The 25458-nt window shown below is 41.8% G+C and carries 18 protein-coding genes; 10 read left to right on the top strand and 8 right to left on the bottom strand.

What is annotated here, in order from left to right:
- Window positions 1-42 precede the first annotated feature (42 nt).
- The 8 genes from GM920_RS11060 to rodA all read left to right on the top strand — a co-directional run bounded on the left by GM920_RS11060 (window position 43) and on the right by rodA (window position 8665).
- Window positions 43-219, top strand: a complete 177-nt coding sequence (locus GM920_RS11060; protein WP_182957027.1) for a hypothetical protein — start codon at window positions 43-45, stop codon at window positions 217-219.
- Between the two features lie 362 nt (window positions 220-581).
- Complete coding sequence (gene purN / locus GM920_RS11065; protein ID WP_182957029.1) at window positions 582-1160, top strand: phosphoribosylglycinamide formyltransferase; 579 nt, start codon at window positions 582-584, stop codon at window positions 1158-1160.
- A gap of 145 nt (window positions 1161-1305) precedes the next feature.
- Window positions 1306-2832 (top strand): bifunctional phosphoribosylaminoimidazolecarboxamide formyltransferase/IMP cyclohydrolase, encoded by a 1527-nt coding sequence (gene purH, locus GM920_RS11070; RefSeq protein WP_182957031.1) that lies wholly within the window; start codon window positions 1306-1308, stop codon window positions 2830-2832.
- 88 nt (window positions 2833-2920) lie between these two features.
- Window positions 2921-3943: a rod shape-determining protein gene (locus tag GM920_RS11075; RefSeq protein WP_008246482.1), complete on the top strand. Its 1023-nt coding sequence runs from the start codon at window positions 2921-2923 to the stop codon at window positions 3941-3943.
- A gap of 102 nt (window positions 3944-4045) precedes the next feature.
- Complete coding sequence (gene mreC / locus GM920_RS11080) at window positions 4046-4885, top strand: rod shape-determining protein MreC (protein WP_182957033.1); 840 nt, start codon at window positions 4046-4048, stop codon at window positions 4883-4885.
- Entirely contained in the window at window positions 4875-5390 is a 516-nt protein-coding gene (locus GM920_RS11085; RefSeq protein ID WP_182957035.1) for a rod shape-determining protein MreD, read from the top strand. Before mreC ends, GM920_RS11085 begins: the two co-directional genes overlap by 11 nt.
- Window positions 5390-7399, top strand: a complete 2010-nt coding sequence (gene mrdA / locus GM920_RS11090; RefSeq protein WP_182957038.1) for a penicillin-binding protein 2 — start codon at window positions 5390-5392, stop codon at window positions 7397-7399. The genes GM920_RS11085 and mrdA overlap by 1 nt, the downstream gene beginning before the upstream one ends.
- A complete protein-coding gene (gene rodA, locus GM920_RS11095) occupies window positions 7400-8665 on the top strand; it encodes a rod shape-determining protein RodA (RefSeq protein ID WP_182957041.1) in 1266 nt (421 codons plus the stop codon).
- On the opposite strand, the gene GM920_RS11100 is transcribed toward rodA, so the two are convergent.
- A complete protein-coding gene (locus GM920_RS11100) occupies window positions 8658-10019 on the bottom strand; it encodes a hypothetical protein (protein WP_182957043.1) in 1362 nt (453 codons plus the stop codon). The genes rodA and GM920_RS11100 overlap by 8 nt on opposite strands.
- Before the next feature lie 100 nt (window positions 10020-10119).
- On the opposite strand from GM920_RS11100, the gene GM920_RS11105 reads away from it, so the two are divergent.
- Both GM920_RS11105 and GM920_RS11110 read left to right on the top strand, forming a co-directional pair.
- Window positions 10120-10695 (top strand): thymidine kinase, encoded by a 576-nt coding sequence (locus GM920_RS11105; protein WP_182957046.1) that lies wholly within the window; start codon window positions 10120-10122, stop codon window positions 10693-10695.
- 61 nt (window positions 10696-10756) lie between these two features.
- On the top strand, window positions 10757-11878 hold the full coding sequence (locus tag GM920_RS11110) for a lipid II:glycine glycyltransferase FemX (protein WP_182957049.1): 1122 nt from the start codon (window positions 10757-10759) through the stop codon (window positions 11876-11878).
- Window positions 11879-11942: 64 nt separating this feature from the next.
- Here the strand turns inward: GM920_RS11110 and GM920_RS11115 are convergent, their stop codons facing one another.
- The 7 genes from GM920_RS11115 to GM920_RS11145 all read right to left on the bottom strand — a co-directional run bounded on the left by GM920_RS11115 (window position 11943) and on the right by GM920_RS11145 (window position 25451).
- Window positions 11943-13997 (bottom strand): glycoside hydrolase family 2 protein, encoded by a 2055-nt coding sequence (locus GM920_RS11115; protein WP_182957052.1) that lies wholly within the window; start codon window positions 13995-13997, stop codon window positions 11943-11945.
- On the bottom strand, window positions 13997-14185 hold the full coding sequence (locus GM920_RS11120; protein WP_182957055.1) for a hypothetical protein: 189 nt from the start codon (window positions 14183-14185) through the stop codon (window positions 13997-13999). The genes GM920_RS11115 and GM920_RS11120 overlap by 1 nt, the downstream gene beginning before the upstream one ends.
- 52 nt (window positions 14186-14237) lie before the next feature.
- Window positions 14238-15689, bottom strand: a complete 1452-nt coding sequence (locus GM920_RS11125; protein WP_182957058.1) for a right-handed parallel beta-helix repeat-containing protein — start codon at window positions 15687-15689, stop codon at window positions 14238-14240.
- A 140-nt stretch (window positions 15690-15829) separates the two neighbouring features.
- Window positions 15830-17572, bottom strand: coding sequence for a RagB/SusD family nutrient uptake outer membrane protein (locus tag GM920_RS11130; protein ID WP_182957061.1), 1743 nt, complete (start codon window positions 17570-17572; stop codon window positions 15830-15832).
- A 20-nt stretch (window positions 17573-17592) separates the two neighbouring features.
- Window positions 17593-20676 carry a SusC/RagA family TonB-linked outer membrane protein gene (locus GM920_RS11135; protein ID WP_182957063.1) on the bottom strand — a complete coding sequence of 1028 codons (3084 nt, stop codon included), beginning with the start codon at window positions 20674-20676 and terminating at the stop codon, window positions 17593-17595.
- 37 nt (window positions 20677-20713) lie between these two features.
- Window positions 20714-22375, bottom strand: coding sequence for a RagB/SusD family nutrient uptake outer membrane protein (locus tag GM920_RS11140; protein WP_182957066.1), 1662 nt, complete (start codon window positions 22373-22375; stop codon window positions 20714-20716).
- Between the two features lie 4 nt (window positions 22376-22379).
- A complete protein-coding gene (locus GM920_RS11145; protein ID WP_182957069.1) occupies window positions 22380-25451 on the bottom strand; it encodes a SusC/RagA family TonB-linked outer membrane protein in 3072 nt (1023 codons plus the stop codon).
- Window positions 25452-25458: the final 7 nt, after the last annotated feature.

Here is a 25458-nt window from a genome sequence, read left to right on the forward strand (position 1 = left end):
TCCTTTTTTTCGGACTGCAAATATAGAATTAATGTTTTTAATATGCAAAATGAACTCGTAAATATTTTCAATAAATCTTATTTATTGATTTATAATACTTTAGAAAGGCCAGCATATTTAAAAATTTCAATTCCTGATCAAGCATCCGCTATTGAGAATGCGACTAGCTCTACAGCTGTTTTGCATTCTGCGACAAAGGTAGCAGAAAAATCGACATAAATAGAAAAACCAGGAAAAGGGTAGTAAAGCGCCTGGTACTGCTTTGGTATGAGGTAGGAAGTGTGCTGCCTTTGCTAACAGTTGAGCAAGAGTTCGGATAGGGTCTCCTATCCTAAACACTACAGCAACCTCACAGCAACCCCTACTATCCTTGTACGGTCCCCCTTTCGAACCTGCACCACTACCCGACCACAACCCAGACACTTTCACCTGTCTGCCAGCCCAAACTTCCCTCCTTCCAGCCAAAAAAGACAAAAAGCAACAAAAAGCTTCCAATGAAGCCTTAAAATACTATTTTTGAAAAAATATGATCAGCCTTAATATGGCAGAGCCAGCTTGATTTCTCTTAAACAAATGCACCTATGAAAAAACGCATCGCAATATTCGCTTCAGGCTCGGGTTCTAATGCCCAGAAACTAATGGAGCACTTCAAACACCACCCGGAAGCTGAAATCGCATTGGTATTGACCAACAATCCAGACGCTTACGTATTACAACGTGCAGATAATTTCGAGATCCCTTCTCATATCTTCGACAGGAATGAGTTCTACCATACAGACAAGATCATTGGCTTATTGAAAAATCTGGAAATCGATTTGATCGTATTGGCCGGCTTCTTATGGTTGATCCCGAAAAACCTGATTCAGGAATATCCAGGACGTATCGTCAACATTCACCCTGCTATCCTACCTAAATTCGGTGGAAAAGGCATGTATGGTGATCACGTACACCATGCTGTAATGGCTGCAAATGAACCTGAAGGTGGCATTACCATTCATTATGTAGACGAGAACTACGATGAAGGAGAATACATTTACCAGGCAAAATACAAGATCGAAAAAGACGACAACCTGGAAATGATCAAATTCAAAGGACAGCAACTGGAACACAACCATTATCCACGCGTAGTAGAGTCGATCATCAAAAAGATCAAAAAATAGCAGTAAAACAGGCTTGATTTCTTTCTAAAAACGACGCAAAAAAGAGCATCAGGATTAGAAAGATAATCTTCCTTTAATATACTGCAAATAAGCATTTGACATTAAAAGAAAAATGGGTACTTTTGCGGCTCAAAATTTTTCTCTAATGAGTCAATCGATAAAGATCAAAAACGCTTTAATTTCAGTTTATTACAAGGATGGTTTAGAACCTTTAGTTCGCCTGTTAGCTAAACAGGGTGTCCAGTTATTTTCTACTGGTGGTACCGAACAATTTATTAAAGACCTAAATCTGCCGGTTACAGCAGTGGAAGACCTTACAGGTTATCCTTCTATTTTAGGAGGCAGGGTAAAGACATTACACCCTAAAGTTTTCGGTGGTATTCTAAACAGACGAGGCCTGACTTCAGATCAGGAGCAGATCAATGAATATGAAATCCCTGAAATCGACCTGGTTATTGTGGATTTATACCCATTCGAAGAAACACTAAAAGCTGGTGGTTCTGAAGAAGAAATCATTGAGAAAATTGACATCGGTGGTATCTCTCTAATCAGAGCAGCTGCTAAAAACTTCAATGACGTAGTGATTCTTGCTTCAAAAGACGACTACACAACCTTACAACATCAATTAGAAGAACAAGAAGGAGAAACTACAATTGCACAGCGTAAAGCTTATGCGAAAAAAGCTTTCCATACTTCTTCTCACTACGATACGGCCATCTTCAACTATTTCAATACGGAAGAGCCGCTTAATGTATTCAAACAAAGCATCAATACTGCTCAGGTATTAAGATACGGCGAAAACCCACACCAACAAGGTGTATTCTATGGCGATTTAAATGCCATGTTCACTAAATTGAATGGCAAAGAGCTTTCTTATAACAATCTGGTTGACGTAGATGCTGCTGTCGCTTTAATCGATGAATTCGAAGAACCTACATTTGCCATCTTAAAACATACCAATGCTTGTGGTGTAGCTTCAAAAGCAACCATCAAAGAAGCATGGGATACGGCATTGGCTTGTGATCCGGTAAGTGCTTTCGGTGGCGTATTGATCGCTAACCGCGAAATTGACTTAGCAACAGCTACTGAAATCAACAAATTATTCTTCGAAGTGTTAATCGCACCATCTTACCAACCGGAAGCTGTTGAGCTTTTCCGCGCGAAAAAGAACAGAGTGATCTTACAGAGAAATGAAGTAGAATTGAGCAAAAAACAATTCAAAACTTTATTGAATGGTGTGATTGAACAAGACAAAGATTTGATCATTGAAAATGCAGATCAAATGACTACAGTAACGGATAAAGCGCCTACTGCTGAAGAACTTAAAGATCTTTTCTTTGCCAATAAAATTGTTAAACATACCAAATCTAATACCATCGTATTTGTAAAAAACAACCAGTTGCTATCGAGCGGTGTGGGTCAGACGTCCAGAGTTGACGCCCTGAAACAAGCCATCGTGAAAGCAAATGCATTCAACTTCCCACTGGAAGGGTCAGTAATGGCATCAGACGCCTTCTTCCCTTTCCCGGATTGTGTTGAAATCGCAGCTGAAGCAGGTATTACTGCAGTTTTACAACCAGGTGGTTCTATTAAAGATGCTGACTCCATCAATATGGCAAATGAGAAGGGCATCGCAATGGTTACCACGGGTATTAGACATTTTAAACACTAATTTATTTAACTGCGAATACAATAAAAAGACGTAGTTTTACATTACTATAGTATACAGAATTTTTAATACTTAAATTATCACCTAATAAATGGGTTTATTTAATTGGTTTACACAAGAGGTGGCTATCGACTTAGGTACGGCTAACACTCTAATTATACATAATGACAAGGTAGTAGTGGATGAACCATCCATTGTTGCTTTCGACAGACAAACGAACAAAATCATCGCTATTGGTCGTCAGGCCATGCAAATGGAAGGGAAGACGCACGATAACATCCGTACAGTCAGACCACTGAAAGATGGTGTAATTGCCGATTTTAATGCCGCAGAAGCGATGATCAAAGGAATGATCCGCATGCTGAATGGTGGTAAAGGATGGATGTTCCCTTCGTTAAGAATGGTAATCTGTATCCCTTCTGGTATCACTGAGGTAGAGAAACGTGCAGTAAGAGACTCAGCAGAAATTGCAGGTGCGAAGGAAGTTTACCTGATTCACGAGCCAATGGCAGCTGCCGTAGGTATCGGAATTGACGTAGAAGAGCCGATGGGTAACATGATCATTGATATAGGTGGTGGTACTACTGAGATCGCGGTAATCGCGCTATCTGGTATCGTTTGCGACCAGTCGATCCGCGTTGCCGGAGACAACTTTGACTCGGACATCGTAAATTACATCCGTCGTCAGCACAACATCATGATCGGTGACCGTACTGCAGAAAAAATCAAGATTGAAGTGGGTGCGGCATTGCCGGAACTTACTGATCCACCAGCTGATTTCGCCGTTCAGGGAAGAGATCTAATGACAGGTGTACCAAAACAAATCACCGTTTCTTATACTGAAATTGCGCATTGTCTGGATAAATCTATTTCGAAAATTGAAGAAGCAATTCTTAAAGCATTAGAGATTACTCCTCCGGAGCTTTCTGCAGATATTTACCAGACAGGTATTTACCTGACAGGTGGTGGTGCGCTATTACGCGGTTTAGATAAGCGTGTAGCCGCAAAAACCAAACTTCCAGTACACGTTGCCGAAGATCCACTTCGTGCAGTAGTACGTGGAACAGGTATCGCCCTGAAAAACATTGGTGGTTATAAATTCTTAATGCAATAAAAAGTACCCTGAGTTTAAGTTTTATGTATTTCCCGGCCAAGGCCTTTAAGGATGCTTAAAACTTAAACTCAGTTTACAAACTAAAACCCCGAATCGAAAAGTATGCGTAACCTTTGGATTTTTATAAACAGATACAACGCATTTTTCTTTTTTATCATTTTCTTTACTATTGGAATTTATCTGACAGTGAGTAACAACTCCTATCAGCGTAGCGTAACTGTCAACTCCACCAATGAAGTAGTTGGTACCGCCTACAAAAACCTGAATGTATTAAAAAAATACCTCAATCTAGGGGATGTAAATGATAGCTTAGCTGCCGAAAATGCCAAGCTAAAAACAGAACTTCTTGCACTTAGCAGTATCGATAGTTCGAAAAATGTGGTCGTTAAAGACACGCTCAACAAAACTCAATACACCTACCTCTCTGCCAGGGTGATCAAAAATTCGATCACACTAAGGAATAACATCATCACAATTAACCGTGGTACTGCTGATGGCATTGCCAGTGGTATGGCGGTGATCTCTGCGGGGAAAGGCGTAGTAGGCTACATCAGAGATGTTTCAGACCACCTTGCCACCATTGAATCTTTATTACATAAAGACACTAAGGTGAGTGTAACCCTTAAGAAAAATAATGCCTTGGGTACCTTAGTATGGGGAACCAAGAATTTTGACTACAGGAAGGCCTACATCAAAGATGTACCCAACCACTTCAAAATTGCTTTGAAAGATACGGTAGTGACTTCAGGTTTCTCCCGCTTCCCTCCAGGCATTTTAGTAGGTAGAGTGAGCAATACAGGCATATCCACAGGAGATAACTTCATGACGATCGAAATCGATCTGTTCAATGATTTTAGTACCTTACAATATGTGTATGTCATCAAAGACAAATTAGCAGAGGAACAGAAAGCTTTAGAATCAAAATTGCCGAATGAACAGTAAAATAATATTGGTAAACATCTTCAGATGGTTCTTACTTCTTTTTATTCAGATCTTATTACTCAGAAACCTGAGCTTTTACAGCCTGGCCACCCCCTTTGTCTATATTCTGTTTTTACTATTACTGCCCTTTAAAATACCTAACCTCCTGTTATACCTGATTGCTTTTGCAACGGGCTTAACTTTGGATGCGTTTTATGATACATTGGGCGTGCATACCGCCGCATGTGTGGCCCTGGCATTTGTCAGGATCTCTTTTATCACAGTCACCGTAAACAAAGACAATTTCGACGAACCGGAACCTACCCTTGGAAATATGGGATTCAAATGGTTTAGCATTTATGCCATCCTTTGTACCTTTGCCCATCACCTGGTGGTGTTTTTCCTGGAAACATTCCGTTTAACAGAATTTTCATACACCTTATTGAGGTGTTTATTGAGCGCTATCTTTACTTTATTTTTAATCATACTCATAGAATTTATATTCTATAACAGGAAGGCACGCTAATGGACAATCTGTTTAACCGTAAGTACATTATTCAGGGTTTATTTATCGTGGTTGGCCTAATTTTATTAGGGACACTTTTTTATATCCAGGTGGCCAGCGACAAGTATTTCCTTTCTGCGGAAAGTAATGTACTGCGCAAGCTATATACCTTCCCTGCAAGAGGTGTAATTCTCGATAGAAATGATAAAGTATTGGTTCAGAATGAGCCTGTATATGATTTGATGGTGATTCCCAACCAGGTGAAAGAATTTGATACCCTCTCCCTGATTAACATCATTGGCATCGATATGAAACGCTTTAAGAAGAGTTTCAATAAAGCGACTGTGCAATCCAGGTACCAGCCCAGTATTTTTGAGAAACAACTTTCTGTACAAGTATATGCTTCCTTATCTGAGCAGCTTTCTCGTTTTCCAGGATTCTTTGTGCAAAGCAGAACCGTTAGGTATTATCCTGACAGTGCCGCAGGTCATTTCTTTGGCTATGTGAAAGAAGTATCCAAGAAAGATATTGAACAAAGTGACGGCTATTACCGTCCCGGTGATTATATTGGAAAAGCAGGAGTAGAAAAACAATATAATGATGTGCTTCGTGGTGAAAAAGGCATCATTAACATGCTTTATGATGCCCATAATGTACCTAAAGGCAGTTATGCCGAAGGAAAATTTGATACCCTGGCCAGATCCGGAGAAAAAGTAGTTTCTTCCCTGGATTTTCGCATTCAGAAGCTTGGTGAGCAACTCATGAAAAATAAAGTGGGTAGTATTGTCGCCATTGAACCTGCTACCGGAGAAATCCTGGCCTTTGTGAGTAGTCCCGGTTACGATCCTAACCTAATGGTAGGTCGTCAGCAGGGTAACAATTACATGGATCTGATCAATCAGGAGAAAAATCCAAACCGGGTATTTACGGTACGTCCGATACAAGGTTATTATTCACCTGGATCGTCATTTAAGCCGCTCGATGCCTTACTAGGTTTGCAAGAAGGTGTAATTGATCCCAATACCACTTTCAACTGTCCTGGCTATTATATGGCAGGAAACCATAAGGTGAAATGTGAGCACGTAGATGGAAACATCGCCCTACGTAAAGGTTTGGCAAGATCCTGCAATACTTATGCCTTGTATGTATTCCAAAGACTCATGCAGCAAAAGAAATTCAAAAACCAACGGGTCGCCTACGACGAATGGCAACAGCGGGTAAGCAAGTTTGGGCTTGGTCAGAAACTAGGTGTAGATCTTCCTGCTGAACGTCCCGGAAACTTATATACCTCTGATCATTATAACAAAAAATACGGCAACCGCTGGGGTTATACCACGGTGATTTCCTTAGGAATCGGCCAGGGAGAGATGGATGCGACTCCATTACAGATGGCAAACATCATGGCTATCATCGCCAATAGAGGTTATTATGTAAAACCCCACCTGATTAAAGCCATTGGTGAAAACAAAGTGATCAAAAAAGAATATGCCCGCAAAAACTATGTGGGTGTTGATGCCAGACATTTTGAGCCTGTAATTGATGGTATGCAGGATGCCGTAAATGCGCCATGGGGTACTGCCAGACAATCAGCGATTGATAATATTCTGATGTGTGGTAAAACAGGAACCGTTCAAAATCCTCGTGGAAAAAATCACTCGGTATTTATCGGTTTTGCACCTCGTGACAATCCAAAGATTGCCATTGCGGTAATTGTGGAAAATGCAGGTTACGGAAGTACCTATGCTGCCCCAATTGCCAGTTATATCGCAGAAAAATACCTGAAAGATAGCATTGCAGTAAATAAAAGAGCCGGTGTAGAATGGATGAAAAAACAGGTCATTCTACCTGAGCCAAAAAAGCCAAAATTAAAAGTAAAACCAATATTAACCGATTCGTTGAAAAAAGATTCGGCGCAAAAAACATTGAGCCCGGTTAAAATATTACCAGCACCTGCGCATGTGCCTATCACTGCACCTGCAACAGTAAAAACAGGAATCAGTACCGTTAAACCAATCACACCCACAAAATAAATGACGACACAACAAGGCAACCGATTCTTTTTTAATGTAGACTGGATTACGATCCTGCTCTATGTAGCCTTGTGTAGCATTGGGTTTGTCAACATTTACGCTTCCATTTTCAATGAATCTGTAGCCAATGAATTTAGCTTTGCTGCCAAATATGGTAAACAACTGATCTATATCATTACCGCACTTATCCTTGGCTTTTCCATCCTATTACTGGATGCCAAGTTTTTCAGCGTCTTTTCCCCAATAGTCTATGGCCTCACCATGTTACTGCTCGTTGCCGTGCTTGTTGTAGGAAGGAAAGTAGCAGGAAACCAGGCTTGGATTCCACTGGGAAGCTTTAGGCTCCAGCCATCCGAGCTGGCAAAATTCGGTACAGCACTATTGATTGCACGTTATGTAAGTACCTTTAATCCTAAATTCAGAGATGTAAAATCTATATTTTTTGCCGCTGTAATCGTCGGAATTCCTTTGTTTTTAATTCTATTACAACCGGATATGGGGTCCGCATTGGTATTTTTATCCTTCATGTTCCCACTCTACAGGGAAGGTCTTTCAGGTTATTTCCTACTGATCTTTTTAGGAATGATCGTCTTATTTATTGCCGATTTCCTGGTTCCTGCACAGATATTAATCCCACTCATCCTTGCCATAGGTGGACTGTTTATCTATCAAAACAGAAGAAAACACAAGGTGATGATCTCCTGTATCATCGTCACTGTAATCGCGGTTGCTTATTTGTTCCTGGTAAAAGCCACTTATGAGCGACTTTTAGAGCCTCATCAGAGAACCAGGATTGAAATCATGTTGGGTCTTAAAACGGATCCTAAAGGCGCGGGTTACAATGTGATTCAGTCTAAAATTGCCATTGGATCAGGACAGCTTACCGGAAGAGGATTTTTAGAAGGTACGCAGACCAAATATGGTTATGTACCGGAACAGAGTACCGACTTTATTTTCTCGACTATAGGAGAAGAATGGGGCTTTGTAGGCTGCTTTACCGTGATTACACTATACCTGTTTCTACTGCTGCGAATCATCAATCTTGCCGAGCGACAGCGTTCTACCTTTTCCAGAGTATACGGCTATTGTGTGGCTAGTATTCTCTTTTTCCACGTGTTCATCAATATAGGAATGACCATCGGGATCATTCCTGTGATTGGAATTCCTTTACCTTTTATCAGTTATGGTGGTTCCTCCCTATGGAGTTTCACCGTATTGTTGTTTATCTTCTTAAAGCTGGACTCTAACCGAATGGGCTTTATTTAGTAGGAAAACGCTGGTGTAACAATTCATAAAACTTAGTCACCGTTGCCGATTTTGAAGCCCAGTTGTTCTTTTCTGCATAGTTGTTTTGCAAGAAGGTATCCGCAGTCTTGAAATCAGACATCTTATTCAACAGATCTATGACTTCCGCATAAGCGAGGTTATAACCGTTAAACAGGTCTTTTATATACAGCATTTTATCATTTAGATTAATGCCGTGTTTTAAGTCGGTTAGCGTATTTCGTTGTGGGTCTGAATTGTTGGTATTGAGGTTGGTTCCCAACTGACTCGCCAAACGCTCGTTGAGCGACAATGGCTTTGCTGGTGCCTCAACTGATTCAACTTCCGCATGAGTTGTGCTTTCTGCAATGACGATCTTTTCTGTAATGATCGGTTCCGATACCAGCTGCGCTGCAATTGCTTTCTCGGCTCTTGCTTTTTCTGCTGCAATTCTTTCTGCTTCAGCTTCAGCGGCTCTTTCTGCAGCTGCCTGCTCCGCTGCAATTCTTGCTGTTGCTTGTTCGGTTGCAATTCTTTCTGCCTCAACTTCAGCGGCTCTTTCTGAAGCTGCCTGCTCCGCTGCAATTCTTGCTGTTGCTTGTTCAGTTGCGATTCTTTCCGCCTCAACTTCAGCGTCCCTTTCTGCAGCTGCCTGATCCGCTGCAATTCTCTCTGCAATCGGGTCTGGTTGCAATTCAGTACTTGCAGGGGGAACAACATCTTCCGCTTTCGCCACTAAAAATGGTTCTGGACCGAGCTCATCTTCCTCCTCAATTTCAGTGCTGGATACTGGTTGTAGTTTAGCAAATTCTTCCGCTGCTTCCTGGGCGATTAATTTTTTCTTTTCTGCAATGATCTGCTCTTCTTCCGGACTCAAAGGGCGGTCAAAAATATCATCCACAGATTTCTCTTCGAACTCAAACTTATCGGTAGCCCCAAGATCTTTCAGAATGAACTCAAAAGTAGAAGCTTCCGGACGTTCTGCAATTACTGGCACTTCAGTTTCCAACACTTCTGATAAAACCTCAGGCGTATTTTCCGTGACTGTATTAGTTTCGGAATGACTATAGTGCTGTTGAACAGCAGCTAGATTTTCCCAGCTTTTTTGATTCCCGGAATCTGAATCTTCAGCAATCGGATCCGGAGTTGCATGTGCAGGAATTTCCTTAACAGTTTTCGCACTATTTAACTTCCTGACAATCTGAACATGATCTGATAAAAAGTTGGCATTGGCCATAAAAAGTTCCAGCTCTAATTCATTTAACTGTTGCTGGTTTCTCGCCAAATAGTCATATTGATCTTGAAGCTCTTCTAAAATCAGGCCTATCTTTCTAAAAATATCTTCTTGGTTCATCATAGGTAAATAACGTCAGATTTGATGTTTTATGTTGGTAACTTGCTACTCAAAAGTACTACAAAATTTCGATATTAGTAGGCTATAAAGATCACAATCATAGATGTTATTCAGCGAACAAAATTACAGAAGAGGAGAGTTTTGCGGGAGTATAGAGGTAATTTGCGGCTCTATGTTTTCAGGTAAAACGGAAGAATTGTTAAGAAGATTAAAGCGTGCAACCATTGCTAAACTAAAAGTAGAAATCTTCAAACCTGCCACTGATACCCGATATAATGATCGTGATGTGGTTTCCCACGATAGAAATTCCATCCCTTCTACTCCGGTAGACAACTCCGCTGCCATCCTTTTATTGAATACCGATGTACAGGTTGTTGGGATTGATGAAGCTCAGTTTTTTGATGAGAACCTTCCTGAGGTTTGCAATATTTTAGCACAACGAGGGATCCGTGTGATCGTTGCTGGTTTAGATATGGATTTCAGTGGTAAACCATTCGGACCAATGCCAAATCTAATGGCCATTGCAGAACTGGTGACCAAAGTAAATGCGATCTGCGTACGTTGCGGCAGTCCGGCAGCCTATTCTTACCGCACTGTAGCCGATCAATCAAAAGTACTTCTGGGAGAGAAAGATAGCTACGAACCAAGGTGTCGCCCTTGCTTCCATGCCAGGGACTAATCTGTCTTAAATTGGCTTATCATTATATAATTCCCGACCTTTGCGGTTGGAAAGGAAAAAGATGAATATAGCCATTGATAAAAAAGACATTAAAGAAGTTTATGAGACTTCAATAGTTCAGCAAACTGCATTCTGGTCGGAAGTAAAAACCCAACAAGGCCTCCAATCTAAAGCATTCGATTTTAAAGTCAACAATGAAGACATTTATCACGATGCTTTAACGAATACTTATACGCATGCTGATTTTCTGGTATTGCTCCAGCCCTTGGATAGTGAACATAGCATTGCCTATGTTCCTTATGGTCCGGAGATCGAGCCCAACGAAGAATACCAGGGAAAATTCCTGGAAGAGTTGTCGGAAAACCTCCGCTCCCACCTTCCTCAGAAATGTATCCTGATCAGGTACGACCTGGCTTGGGAATCCCATTGGGCAAAAGAAAATGACAGTTTTGACGAATCCGGCATCTGGAACGGTCCACCGGAAAAAAAATACCAGGAGTTTCGTTTTAATTTTAACACGACCAACTGGAACCTGAAAAAGACAAATTCTGATATTCTGCCTTCGAATACCATTTTTCTGGATCTGCAAAAGGACGAGAATACCCTGTTAAATTCCATGAAAGCAAAAACCAGGTACAACATCAACCTTTCTCATCGAAAAGGGGTGAATGTGAGCCGGGTAGGGATGGAAAACCTCCAGGTATGGTATGCACTGTACCAGGAAACTGCCCTCAGGAACCGCATCCACATCAATGACATTGAGTATTTCAGAACGGTACTTTCTGCACGTGCGGAAGATACGGCCTCACCGGCAGAAGTAGAACTTTTATTGGCAGACATCGACGGACAACCGCTTGCAGCGATGTTCCTCGTTATTGCAGGGCAAAGAGGAACTTATCTTTATGGGGCTTCTTCTTCCAGCAACCGGAATTATATGGCCACCTATGCCTTGCAATGGGAAGCGATGAAGATTGCTAAAAACAAAGGATGCCTGGAATATGACTTTTTTGGCGTAGCACCGCAGCCGGATCCTGCCCATCCATTGTATGGACTATATAAGTTTAAAACCGGTTTCGGAGGAGAATTATACCATAGAATGGGATGTTGGGATTATCCATTGGATATCGAGCAATACCACCGCTTTATTGCGGCAGAAATGCAAAGTCAAGGTTACCACCTATAAAAAAGACCGGTTGGCCTTTATGAATTGTTTATAAAGGCCAACCGGTCTGAAATTATCTTTTTACTTATTGCAGCTCCCAGGTACAGGTATCTTCCAGAATTCCCGCAGCAGATTTTGCTTTTACGAGGATTACATTCTGCCCTTTATTCAGCTTTACCTGATCCCAAAGCATGGTGTTCATGGCGTTCTTCTTGCTTTTACCGATCCTTTTTCCATTGACCCATAATTCTGCCTCTGGCAAATTGCTAAACACCTTTACGGTAGTCACTGCCTTACTGCGCGCTGTGTTTCTTCGCTCAGCGATATACACCATGGGTTCCGGATTCCAGTTTGCTTTGTAAAAATAGAAAGCATCTTTCTTGATCTTACGGTCGTAGGTAACCAGGCCTTTATCATTAATGCCGTTATCGTCTCCTTCGATCCTGATGGCAGAGCCAAAATCAGCCAATACCCAAATAAATTTTCCCCATACAAAAGGGCGTTTCTTTAGTTCTTCCCAATGTTTTTCATGAAAAGCAGTTTGCCATTCTTCCGGATGAAAACGTCCTTTTGGTTCCGGAGCACTAAGTGCTTCGCTGTGTTTAAAAGGACTTGCACCTGCACCGTATTCAGAGATAGAAATCGGCTTGCCAGCTAAAGTTTTATGGGTTTGATCAGCCCATTTAGCAACCTCATCAAAACGACCACCATACCAGCCGAAATACTGGTTCCAGCCCATCAGGTCGGTCAGCTCAGTAAAGTCCTTACTGCCCAGGTTGGAGGCCAAGGTGGTTAACCTTCCCGGATCTTCCGCTTTAGCTAAAGCCGCCAATTCCTTAATAAAGGGTTGTGGATCGTCGTAATTAAGTTTCAACTCATTAAATAAACCCCAGAAGCAAACGGAAGGATGGTTGTAATTCTGACGAATCAGCTCGGTCAACATCTTCTTTGTATTTTCTTCCAACTGTGGGTCCTTCACATAGCCGGTTCCAGTGTACCCACCCGGCCCAACAAATGGAATTTCTGACCAGAGTACCAGGCCATTCTGATCACATAAATCGTAGAAATGTTTGCTGTGTGGATAATGGGTTAACCTTGCGGCTGTCGCACCCAGCTCCTTCATCAGCGCCATATCCTGATCATGGTCCGCGTCAGTCAAGGCAGAACCTTTCCCCGACCAATCTTCATGCCTGCCTGCACCATATAAATCAAGATATTTCCCATTCAGGAAAAACCCTTTATCTGGGTCTACGCGATAGTAGCGGAAACCCAGAGCTTGAGAAACCTGATCGATTACTTTTCCATCCTGAAGAAGGGCTACAGTTACACGATACAGATAAGGATCGGCTTTACCATTCCATAAATGTGGTTTTTGAATGCGCATTTCGTTTTTCATTTGCGCATCTTTCCCAGCATTTACCGGAGTGGTGATGGAGCGTACTTCCTTCCCTTCCTGGTCCAGAAGGGAAGTTTTTAAGCTTAAATTTTTAGCATCAGACAAAGATAATTTTGTCAGTATTTCCAATTCTGCTGAATTTTCAGAAACCGATTTCTGGCTCAGGTAAACCCCTGAAGAACCATAATCCAGCGGACTGATACAGTTTTTTTCTGTTACAATTAAAGAAACCGGACGGTGCAAGCCTCCATAAACATTGAAATCACCATGCAATGGAATGACATCCAAACGGTAAGCATTGCTCACCTGAACAGCAATAGAATTGTCTCCTGGCTTTACATAATCAGTAATTTCTACCGCAAAACCGGTATAACCACCTTTATGTTCGCCCACAGATTTGTTGTTCACAAATACTGTAGCCACACTATTAGCCCCTTCGAAATAAAGAAATAGCCTCTTGGCAGCCCATGCCTGCGGAACATTCAATTTGTTCTCATAGATCGCTGAAGTTCGTTTGTACTCCGCCACACCTTCCAGTACCTCATTGGCATTCCAGGTATGCGGGAGATTTACCCGCTCCTTTTTTATACCTGTTTCGAAATTGTAAGCATAATAAAATTGCCAATTGGCATTAAATGGAATGGTTTCTCTTCCATTTACGACATTAGAAACGGGTTTTGCTGTGGTCACAGCCAGCTGAAACAGAAAGAAAAGGATCGTGGCAATAATTTTTTGTCGATGCATTATGTTAATTTTTGTAAAGGCCTATTAGGAACAAAATAAATCAGGTTTAAATTACGGGATTGCAGACTCGTGTACACCGTATTTACAGGCAATTCCAGGATACTTGAATCTGTGGCGACTTCAGATTTCTTACACGCAGCAATACGGGTTGCCGTCAATAGGCAAAGGGTTAAGAATTTGGTGCTCATAAATTGGGTTTAGGGATGATTATATATTTACATATAGTTTAAATGCAATAACTTATAACAAATTTTCAAGCTTCAATACCTTTATGAAACTCCAGGGGAACTCTTTCAAATTCTTTTTCTTTACAGGAGTACCTTCTTTTACATTTAGTAGTTTATCTTTTCCTGTAATATTTCCTTTAAACACATTCCCTGTCCAGGTTAATGCGGCAAATTGCTTTGCAGATTTGTTGAAAATTCCTTGAGCCAATCCCTGATATTCAAAGATATTACCCTCAAAAACTACGTTTTTAGGCACACCATGTTCGATATCTACCAATTCCATTTTCACAGAATCCAGGCCGCTGTTGTAAAAAATATTGTCCGTGACTTTTGTGTCATCTGTCACCAATGCAAAATTGAACAAGCGTTTTCGTTTATTTCCATCATTGATGCTGAGGTTGTTTCTGATGATACTATTCGTGGTCATTCTGCTTTTCGCACTGATGTCATCAGAAATAACCAGCATAAAGCCACCGTCGTTATCATGACTGTAATTGTTCTGGATGATGGTATTGTTGCAATTCCCATCGATATCAAATGATTGTCCATCGTTAGACCAGTTCAGGTTTTTAGTATAAGCCACCTCATTGAATTGAATAACGGTGTTATCGCTGCTGTGTGGCCAGATCCCCACCGCATTGTCTTTAGCACGGTTTCTGATGCGAAACAATTTGTTATGCTCCACTAAAGAGCCGTCAAAAGCTTTGATCACAATACCGTCTCCCCCGATATCTTCCAGCGTACAACCACGAATGATTAAATTCTTATTGGGAAACCAATTGGTACGAAATCCAAAAGTCCCGTTTCCACGGATCCCGTTGCGGTCTACTTTAAGCACCTTACAATTTTCAATCAGCAGGTTTTCAATATTACTTGGTTTTGGTCCCTGACAATCCCAAAAAATCCCATGCCCTTCATTACTTCCTTTTTTATTGTCGCCGTTAACATCATGTACATATAAGTTATTCAGGCGGATATTGGTAATTGTACCGATGTTTTCTGAGAGTATCCGAACCCCGGTAGGGCCTGTTTTTTGAACTTTAACGGTCGAGTCCAGGTTAGAAATGTCCAGATTTTCCAGCGTGATGTAACTGATGTTTTTTAGCAGTACCGCGTCTTTGAATTTACCATTTGCAGCAATTGCCGGTAAATCACCTTTGCCGTATGAAGTAATCACAATTGGCTTGCCTTTACTTCCTGAACCTTTTGGTTGCAGCTGACCTTCCCATTTCCCGCCGCTCTTCAAAAACACCTGATCCCCTGGAACCAGGGTCTGCGCATTTACTTTGGCCAGAGATTTCCAGGCCAATTTTTGAGACTTACCGGAATAATCATCATTTCCATTGTGGCTATCCACATAGTACTTACTCATTCTGATCAATTTCTGAGCTTTCGTAGCGGAGATTCCTCCAACCAACAAAAACACCATCATCAAACTGCAAAACAGGGATTTACTTCTCATCATCTACTAGGTATATCAGATCAAATGATCTGTTTATTTAAAATTAAATTTATTGTCGTTAAGGTACTAAAAAGAGACGGTGCTGAGCCCGTCTCTTTTCCATTATGCTAAGCTTAAAAATCAGCTAAAAAGCAATCCTTAAATTACCACCCTGGATTCTGAAGCAATTTAGGCGACTTTGCAATTTCCGATTCCGGAATCGGGAACAGATAAAATGCAGGTCTGAAAAAATGAGGTTTCAGGTCGATCACTTCATAACTGAAATTGTTCCCCGTTTTAGTGATCTTCATTCCTTTCAACATCACATTATCCGTTACCTCTGCAATTTTCCATCTTCTCACATCCCAAACCCGGTGTTCTTCCAAGGCCAGCTCCACACGACGTTCATTCTGAATCACCAAGCGCATATCCGCTTTGCTTATTCCTGATTTAAGACCGTAATTACCATCAGTACCTGCTACAATACCAGCACGTTTTCTGATCTGGATTAAAGTGCTGTATACCTCAGGAACTGCGCCCTGATATTCATTTAATGCTTCTGCATAGTTCAACAAAATCTCTCCATATCTGATTAAAGGATAAGCACGTTCTGTATTTCCTGAACCATCTTCCACCATCATTTTTCTCCAGTAATAACCAGGAATAGTAATCGGTCCTGTAGCGATTGGACCATCCGGACTGGAGCCAAGAAAGGTATTTACCGCAACCATGGCATTGCTGCTACCCAGGAAAAACTTCGAACCATTATAAATGATGGTATTTCCGAAACGAGGATCACGTTTCACATAAGGGTCATTGGGGTTATATCCGGAAGCAGGATCAGTAATCGGCAGGCCGTTTTCCATTCCAAAAGCATCCACCAACTGTTGTGTTGGTGCGCTGGACTTGCCCGAACCTGTTCTCGAAGTTGGCAACAAATTGTTTTCATACTCACGGTTCGGCGCGTTCATCCTTCCAAACAGGTATTCTCGGTTATATCGCGTTAAAAACACCGTGTAAAAACCATAACCCATGCGGGTCACATTGTCTTCCCTTAAGGCATAAGTACCGGTATTAATGATGTCTTTAGCGGCATCAGCGGCTTTCTTCCAACGTTCGGCATCCGCATTTGCATAACCGGTAATGTTTTTCAAGGCAGCATCCGTAGCAATCCCAGCACCATTAAAAAGCGGACTGGCGGCATACAATAACATTCTCGACTTTAAGCCCATACAAGCACCTTTAGTTACGCGGCCATAATCTTGTTGCATTTGTGTATCGAAATCCGGTAAATCTGCCGCAGCAGCCTCACATTCCTTCACGATATAGTCTACACAATCACTGTAATTGGCGCGTGGTAAATCAATGTTATCTGAATTCCCAAAAGTTGCATCGCCAATCAAAGGCACACCGCCATATACTTTTACCAGCTGAAAGTAATACCAGGCACGTAAAAATCGGGTTTCAGCTTTCAATTTGGCTTTTAAACCTGCACTTATCGGACTCTTATCAACATTCAACAGGAATACATTCGCCCTGCGAATATTCTCCCATGGCGTTTTCCAATTGTTAAGTACCTGGACTTGTTTGCTCACATTGGTACTGGAGGCCGAAAGGGCACCACTAGCCATGAGAATGGCATCATTTTGCGGCCCTGTATAGCGGACTGGCACTGCTTCATCCGACAATACCGGATGGCCGCCACCTTCCCACCTGTTGGCATCAAAGTTAAATCCGACTTCGGTATATAGTCTGGTTAAAAAGGCAATCGTGCGCACACTATCGGTAAAAGTAGTGGCTTCATTCAGGTCACTGGCAATTTTTGCATCAAGGAAACCTCCCTTTTTACAAGCCCCTGCAGATAGCAGGACCACTGCCATCACCAGGTGTATAAATTTTATTTTCATGGTCTTCATGATTTTAATCGTTATAAGGAGAAAGTAACCCCAAAATTATAGATGCGTTGATTTGGATAAGCGCTGATCGCACCTGTCGTATTGATGGAACCGGAAGTATTGGTTGATTCAGGGTCTGCCTGATAAAACTTATCAACGTTAGTCCAGGTGATCAGGTTATAACCGTTCGTATACACCCTGATCCCTTTAAAGCCAATTGGTGTTACCCATGACTTTGGTAGCTGGTAACCAATTTCCATTGATTTTAAACGCAGGTATTTCGCATTTACCAACCAGAAATCTGAAAGGGATACGTTGGCACGGCTAATTGTGCTGTTGGTTCCTAACAAAGGGAACTTCGCATTGTTACCCAATTCCGGTGTCCATGCCTGATAGTGAATCGGCTGGAAATTACTAGACAATGGCTCTATCGCTTCCGAAGCAAAATACATGCTATAATCATAAGCTCCCTGAAGCAGCATATTAAAACTGAAATTTTTATAGCTAAATCCTAAGGTCAATCCCATAACTGTACTCGGTAAATTCGGACTACCAATAGCGCGTTGATCCAATGCATCAATAATCCCATCTCCATTCAGGTCTTTGTATTTTAAATCACCAGGTTTAACAGGGGTAGTTGGAACTGCACTATTGCTAATGTCTGCGGCACTTTGGTAGTAACCATCAAATACATAACCGAAGCCCTGGCCAATAGGCTGTCCCGTTCTTGCTAACCAAGGATAACGTGGATTGGCTTCATCTCTGAAAACAATCTTGTTTTTCGCATAAGAAAAAGTACCTCTGGCATAGTATTGGAAATCTTTATAATTGTTTTTATAGTTGATTTCACCATCCCAACCTCTGTTGTTTACCCGACCGATATTCATTGGAGGAAGGCCAACACCCATGGTCAGTGGTACACTGGCACGAGTGGTTAGAATATCATACCTGTTGTTGTTAAAATAATCCAGGGTAAAAGATAGCTTGCCTTCGAACATCGAAACATCTAAACCAATGTCAGTCTTGTTCTCTTTTTCCCAGGTGATGTTGTCATTACCGAGTGCACCTTCTTTAATCCCCGCAAAACTATTGTGTTGCTGACCGAAGGAATAGGAGCCGTCATTGGTATACGATTGCTCATAAACGAACTTCGAAGAACCGATGTTATCCGAGCCTACCAAACCATAAGAACCCCGGATTTTGAGCAGGTTGACAAAACGTACATTCTTTTTGAAGAAAGACTCTTCGGCGATATTCCAACCCGCAGATAAAGCAGGGAACCAACCATAACGTTTCTTACCCACAAATTTATCCGTTCCATTATAGGCGGCATTGAATTCGAAAAGGTATTTCTGCTTGAAATCATAACCAGTTCTCATGGTCATTCCTCTAAAGTTTGCAGGAATACTGGAATCGGTTACGCTATTGTCATTCTGGATATAACTGTTCTGGTTATACAATCCCAGGGCATAAACCCTGTGGTCACCAAAAGTACGGTCGTAGTTTAAGGAAGCCTGAACATTGGTTGTTCTGGAAGCCCCGTTTGCGGAACGCGTGATGACATATGGTGGAAGACGATATACGGTGGCATCTTTTGGAGTATACACACCTGTTTCCTGATTGTAGTAATACATCGGGAAATTGGTATTAGATCTCTTTAAGGATCTACCGTTGACCTGCGCACTTGCATAAGAGATCAGGGCTTTTGCCGATAATCCCGAGGTCAGCATATCCAGTTTCTGTGTACCGCCAAAAGTGATGTTCAAATCGTTATCATAACTTCTTTCGTATCCCTGTGTCGTTAAGCGGCCAATAACATTGACACCGCCTAAATTAGAACCTGTTGCAAAACTCCCATCAGGATTATAAGGTGCATAGGCGAAGGGTGGTAAGAAGTTGTAACTATAAATTTCCCCAATCAGGCCGTTTCCATTCGGACTATTGGTAATCGGATCATTGGTTTCGCCAAAACGACCAGTCATGTCTAACCTAAAGCTCAAGGTTTTTGTGGCCTGTACATCCAGGTTGGAACGGAAATTATAACGTTTATAATAATGCTTGCTGTTCACATCGCTTTTGGCACTGAAATCTTTTAGCGCCCCATTTTGCCAAAGGTATCCCATAGACACAAAGTATTTCACGCTTTCTGTACCTCCGGAAATGTCCAGGTTATTTCTGGAAATCAAAGAGCTACGATCCATTAATGTATTGTACCAATCTATATCAGGGTGCCCATAAGGATCTGTTCCGTCTTTAAAAAGCTGGAGATCCTTATCTGTAAAACGTAAACTCTGGTCAGAGTTCTTTAAAGCCTGGTTGGTCAGTACTGCAGCATCATAAGCACCTAAGAATATCGGGTCAAATGTCTTCTGTTGTAAACCAAGTTCCGTTTTAAAATTGATCACTGGTGTTCCTGTAACCCCTCTTCTGGTGGTGATTACCAATACCCCATTTGCACCTTTCACCCCATAAATGGCAGTGGTAGCCGCATCTTTCAGGATAGAGATTGACTCAATCTCATTGGGATCCAGTTGCGAAACATCAGAATAACTGTATTCGATGTCATCTACAATAATCAAAGGTCGCTGGGTGCCGGCATAACTACTCACCCCACGAATGAAGAAGTCCGCTCCGTCTTTTCCCGGTTGTCCGGACCTTTGCTGCGTAAAGAAACCCGGCAAACGACCTGCAAGGGTGTTCTGCACACTGGCACTAGGATTTTGTCTGATTTCCGAGCCACTAATCGAACTTACCGCACCGGTATTGGTGATCTTCTTTTGTTTACCAAAACCAACTACAACCACTTCTTCTAATCCTTTGGCATCTACCACAAGGTTTACCGTAACCTCTTGTTTATTGGCAACATTTACCTCCTGACTGATATAACCGAGACTCTTCACCACAAGGATATTCCCCTTGCCTTTTAAAGTCAATTGAAAACGCCCATCAGAACTTGTTTGAGTCCCACTACCGGCAACTCCTTTCTCTGTAATGGTTGCTCCGGGAAGCGGCCCGCCGCTATCCTTTACCAAGCCTTTAATCACTTTGCCTTGTGCAAAAATGAGCCCTGGCAGGAAAAAAACCATTGCAAGTGTTATATATATAATTCTTTGCATAACCTGTTTATGTATATTTTAAATGAACCGGAAGGGTTTACCAACCTGGGTTTTGTGTTAAGTTTATGTTTTTGGTGATCTCCGAATATGGAATCGGATAACTGTACATCTTTGCTTGGTCGAAAGTCACCGATGCTGCCTCAAAAGGAGCATAAGTAAATACCCCAGGCGTGGTTTGCGTGATCTTGATGCCATGCAATTTTCCATTGAGCACCTGTTCCGCAATTTTCCACCTTCTGATGTCCCAGAAACGTTGCTCTTCAAAAGCCATTTCTACCCTTCTCTCATTTCTGATGGCTACCCTCAATTCGTCTTTAGAAAGACCTGCTGGCAAAGCAAAAGGAACCAAACCTGCACGTTGTCTGATGTCTTCAACCGCTTTTCGTACTTCCGTAGAAGGCCCGCTATATTCATTTTGTGCTTCCGCGAAGTTCAACAGGATTTCTGCATAACGGAAAATCACCGGATTGTGCGTCTGATTGCTATAAGTGGTTGAGTTAGAAAAGTCAGCCATAAACTTGCGCATATAGTAACCGGTACGCGTTTGGGTAACAATACCTCCGGGTTTATCTAATCCGCCATCAAAAGTTTGTACGGCACGTTTTACCCACATCATGCCATTGTGGAAAATGGTATTGTAAAAGCGTGGATCACGATTCACATAAGGATTGGCAGCGTTATAACCAGAACCTGGATCGGTAATTGCCTTTCCGTTTTTCATGCCAAAAGCATCTACCAGTTCTTGCGTCGGACTGGTTAATCCTTTGCTCGCTACCGCATCTGTATAGCCAATCGGCGCATTGTCTACTTCTACACTAGTGTTCACATCTTTTTGAAAAGCAAGGATCACCTCTTTATTCTTACGGTTCAGAAACGTACTCTGGAAGCTGCTTTCCAGGCCAAGGGTACTCGTTAAATTCATCAGCTCTTTTGCCGCATTTGCCGCAGCAAGCCATTTTGCAGGATCATTATTTGGGTTGTAAAGCGGACTAGCCAGATACAATAGCAGACGTGATTTTAAAGCCAGTGCTGCTGCTTTTGAAGCCCTGCCAATATCTGAATCCTGGATTGGATTAGGTCTCAACTGATCTTTTACGACTTCCAACTCCGATAAAATATAAGCTGCCACCTCATCGCGGGTATTTCTTTTCAGGGCAAGATCATCCTGTAAAGTCAGTATCCGATCTCCCAATAAAGGCACACCACCGTAACGTTTAAGCAGTTCAAAATAGAACATCGCTCTTAAAAAGCGGATCTCTGCATTCCAGTAGTTCTTCTCTACCACCATCGACTGCTTAAAAGGAACCTTGTAGATGTTCGCCAGGTAGTAATTTGCCCTCCTGATTCCCCCGTAATTCCTTGCCCAGGCATCATCAATAGGGTTGAAACTACTGATTCGTCCATTGGTAAAGGATTCCACATTACTCGCATTTCTTGAAGAAATGGCATCATCACTTGCCGCATCTAAAACATCACTATTAGCGACACTACTAAAAGTAGTTGAGATGCGGTTAATGCCTGTTGGCAACTGGGTATAGGTATCATTCAGGAAGTTCTTTGCATAATTTCCTAAAGAATCCGTAGGATCAAAAATGACGTCCTCAGTCCATTTCTCCAGTGGTATTTGTTCAATATTATTCTTCTTACACGCGGTTAAACACAGTAATCCGCCGAATATGATGTATATATAATGTTTCATAAGATTATAGTTTAATGTTAATACCGGCATTGAAAATTCTAAGTGCAGGATAGCCTGTACCGTAAACTTCAGGGTCGATACCCTTATTGTCAGAAATGGTAAACAGGTTCATTCCATTGGCAAAAACCCGGATGGAAGCCAGTTTAATCCTTGCCGCCAGTCTTTGTGGAATGGTGTAACCTACTTCCATGTTCTTTAACCTCATGTAGTTTCCAGAGCGCAACCAGAAGGAAGAATTCACCTGATTGTTCGGGTTAGCACCAATCGAAAGACGTGGATAAGTAGCTGTAGCCGCAGTTTCAGGCGTCCATCTGTTCAGGTGTTGCTCAAATGCCTGCCCTTTTCCATCATTTTGGAATTCCCATTGTGTCGCACCAGTTAGATTGATCATCCGGTTTTGTGCACCCTGCAGTAAAGCACTGAAATCAAAGCCTTTGAAATCAAAGCCAAATGAAAGACCGTAATAGATGATCGGCTTATTATTCTTTAAACCTTTTACATCGAATTGGTTGATAATGCCATCACCATTCAGGTCTTTGTATTTCAAATCACCAGGAACTGGATTATAACCTTCTGTTTTAGGACTGCTGGCAATGTCTGCCGCATTTTGGTAAAAACCATCTGCTTCATAACCAAAAACCTGATCTGTACGCTGTCCGGTACGTTTCATCCAATCGTACTGGCGAAACACCTCATCCTGATATTTGATGATTTTATTGTTGGCAGTGAAATTTCCTGAAACATAATAGTTGAAATTGTTCAGGTGATTGCGGTAGCTGGCCGTAAAATCCAGACCGCTATAATTGGTGGTTCCAATATTCTCTAAAGGAAAAGTGTTCCCGATAATAGCACTGTTTTTACCTCTGATCTGTAACAGATCGAAATATTTATTGTGGTAATATTCGGTTGTTAAAGTCAGCTTGTCATTGAACAAGCCCAGGTCTAAGCCCAGATTAAATTTATCCGCTTTCTCCCAGGTGATATTGGCATTGGCTAGTGTCTGCTCTCTGACAGAATACACAAAAGTACCTGAGCCACCGCCGAAATAATAACCATCGCCATCCGCAAAATACTGGTTGTATACAAAGTATCCTGCATTTGCGTTACCTGTACGACCATAAGAAGTACGAAGTTTCAAGGTATTCAGCCATTTCACATGGTCGGCAATAAAGCTTTCTTTAGCAATATTCCATCCCAGTCCAGCCACAGGAAAAAAGCCGAATCTTTTGTTATCCGCATAACGATTTAAGCCACTATAGCTCATCACTACCTCTGCAAGGTACTTTTCCTTATAGTCATAAGCCAGCGAAGTAGCCAAAGTCTTGTAGTTTAAAGGTAAGTCTGCGGAAATATAAATGCTCTGAATGTTCGCATTAGCCAAAGCTTTCACATGGTGATCGCCAAAGGTTCTGTCATAACCCGCAGAAAGCTCTGAATAGAAGTTTTTATATTGATAAGTGTTCAAACTGGTACCGGCCACAATGGTTCCATCTGTACCAAAACGCTGGTATTTTACACCTGTAGGCGTATTTTGTCCTTGGTATACGGCAAATGTTTTACCCCTGGAAGTCACTTCCGATAAGTTTGTATTGAAAGAGATCAATCCTTTCAGCCATAACCCTTTGGTTACGTCATCCAATGTCCGCTTAAAGGACACGTCTGCAGACATTTCTCTGCCATAGCTTAAGGTGTATCCAGACTGTGTGCTCTGTCCATAAATATTATTCACAAAGTCCTTATTCCCTCCTAAAGATCCATCTGGATTCCTTAAAGGATAAGCGCCATTAGGGGTGGTAGCCAAACCGTAGAAAATATCATTCACCCTCAGGTTCACATCACGCCCGTTAAAAGTGCTCACGCTTCTACTTCCTGGCGAGTTTCCATTTTCTATTCGCCCAAACAGGTTTAAATTCACGGTTAGATTCTTTGATAAATCCACATCAATATTGGTTCTTACGATGTACCTTTTAAAGTCTGAATTGGTATTGTAACTGTTTTTATCAGCAGTTTTGAGCAAACCTTGCTGATCCAGGTAATCTACTGCCAAGAAGTATCTGGCATTATTTCCACCACCAGAAGTATTCAGGTTATAGCGCGTAAATGGCGCATTGTCTCTTAATATTTCTTTGTACCAGTCCACATTAGGGTGACCCATCGGATCAGATCCTGTTCTATAAGCTTCCAGGTCGGCGGCCGAGTAAACAGGTGCTTTGCCATCATTCAATAAAGCCTCATTGTATAGACTCGCATAATTGAAAGCATCTAATGGTTTAGGTAAATTAACAGGCGTCTGCAGGCCTGTCTGTGCGGTAAAAGAGATTTTCTGCTTTCCTACTTCCCCTTTTCTGGTGGTAATGAGGATGGCACCATTTGCACTGCGCATCCCCAGCATTGCGGTAGCCAAAGCATCTTTAAGTACCGTTACAGACTCAATTTCATCAAAATCGATGGAAGTCAGTTCTCTGGGAATTCCGTTCACAATAACCGTTGGGTCTTGCCCTCTTAACGAATATCCCGCAGCATCTAATCCCGGAAGTCCGGTAGATTGTAAGGTTGATAAGCCTGAAAGTCTACCAGAAATCGCATTATTTAAGGCGGTTACCGGCGAGCTCAGCAGGTCTTTTGTATAGATACTTTCCGAGGAAAGAATGCTGTTTGACTTTTTCTGCGTATCATAAAGTCTTTGCACCACGGTCTGTTGTTTTTCAGACTCGGCCAATACCACATTTAATTTACTGCCGGTTACCGTCATTTCCTGGCTCAGGTACCCTTTCAAAGTAAAAACGGCAACTTCTCCTGAATCAATCAAAAGTGCATAATCGCCATTCTTATCTGAGGTCACTACCGTACCGCTGGTCTTATCCTTTACAGATACACCAAAGAGTGGTTCGCCATAAATCGTTCTGATCTTTCCCTTGAGAACTCCAGGGATTTCAGCATTGCTGTGGGTTTCTTTAACAGCCTTCTGGTTCTGGGCAGATAAAGAGAGCGGGAATAACAAGAGCATCATCAATCCCTTAAACAGAGATTTCCCATACCCTTGCATTCCCTTAATTTTTAAGTAAGGTTTCTTCATATTTGGT

Origin of the sequence: Pedobacter gandavensis (assembly GCF_014172405.1) — a bacterium.
GTDB lineage: Bacteria > Bacteroidota > Bacteroidia > Sphingobacteriales > Sphingobacteriaceae > Pedobacter > Pedobacter gandavensis.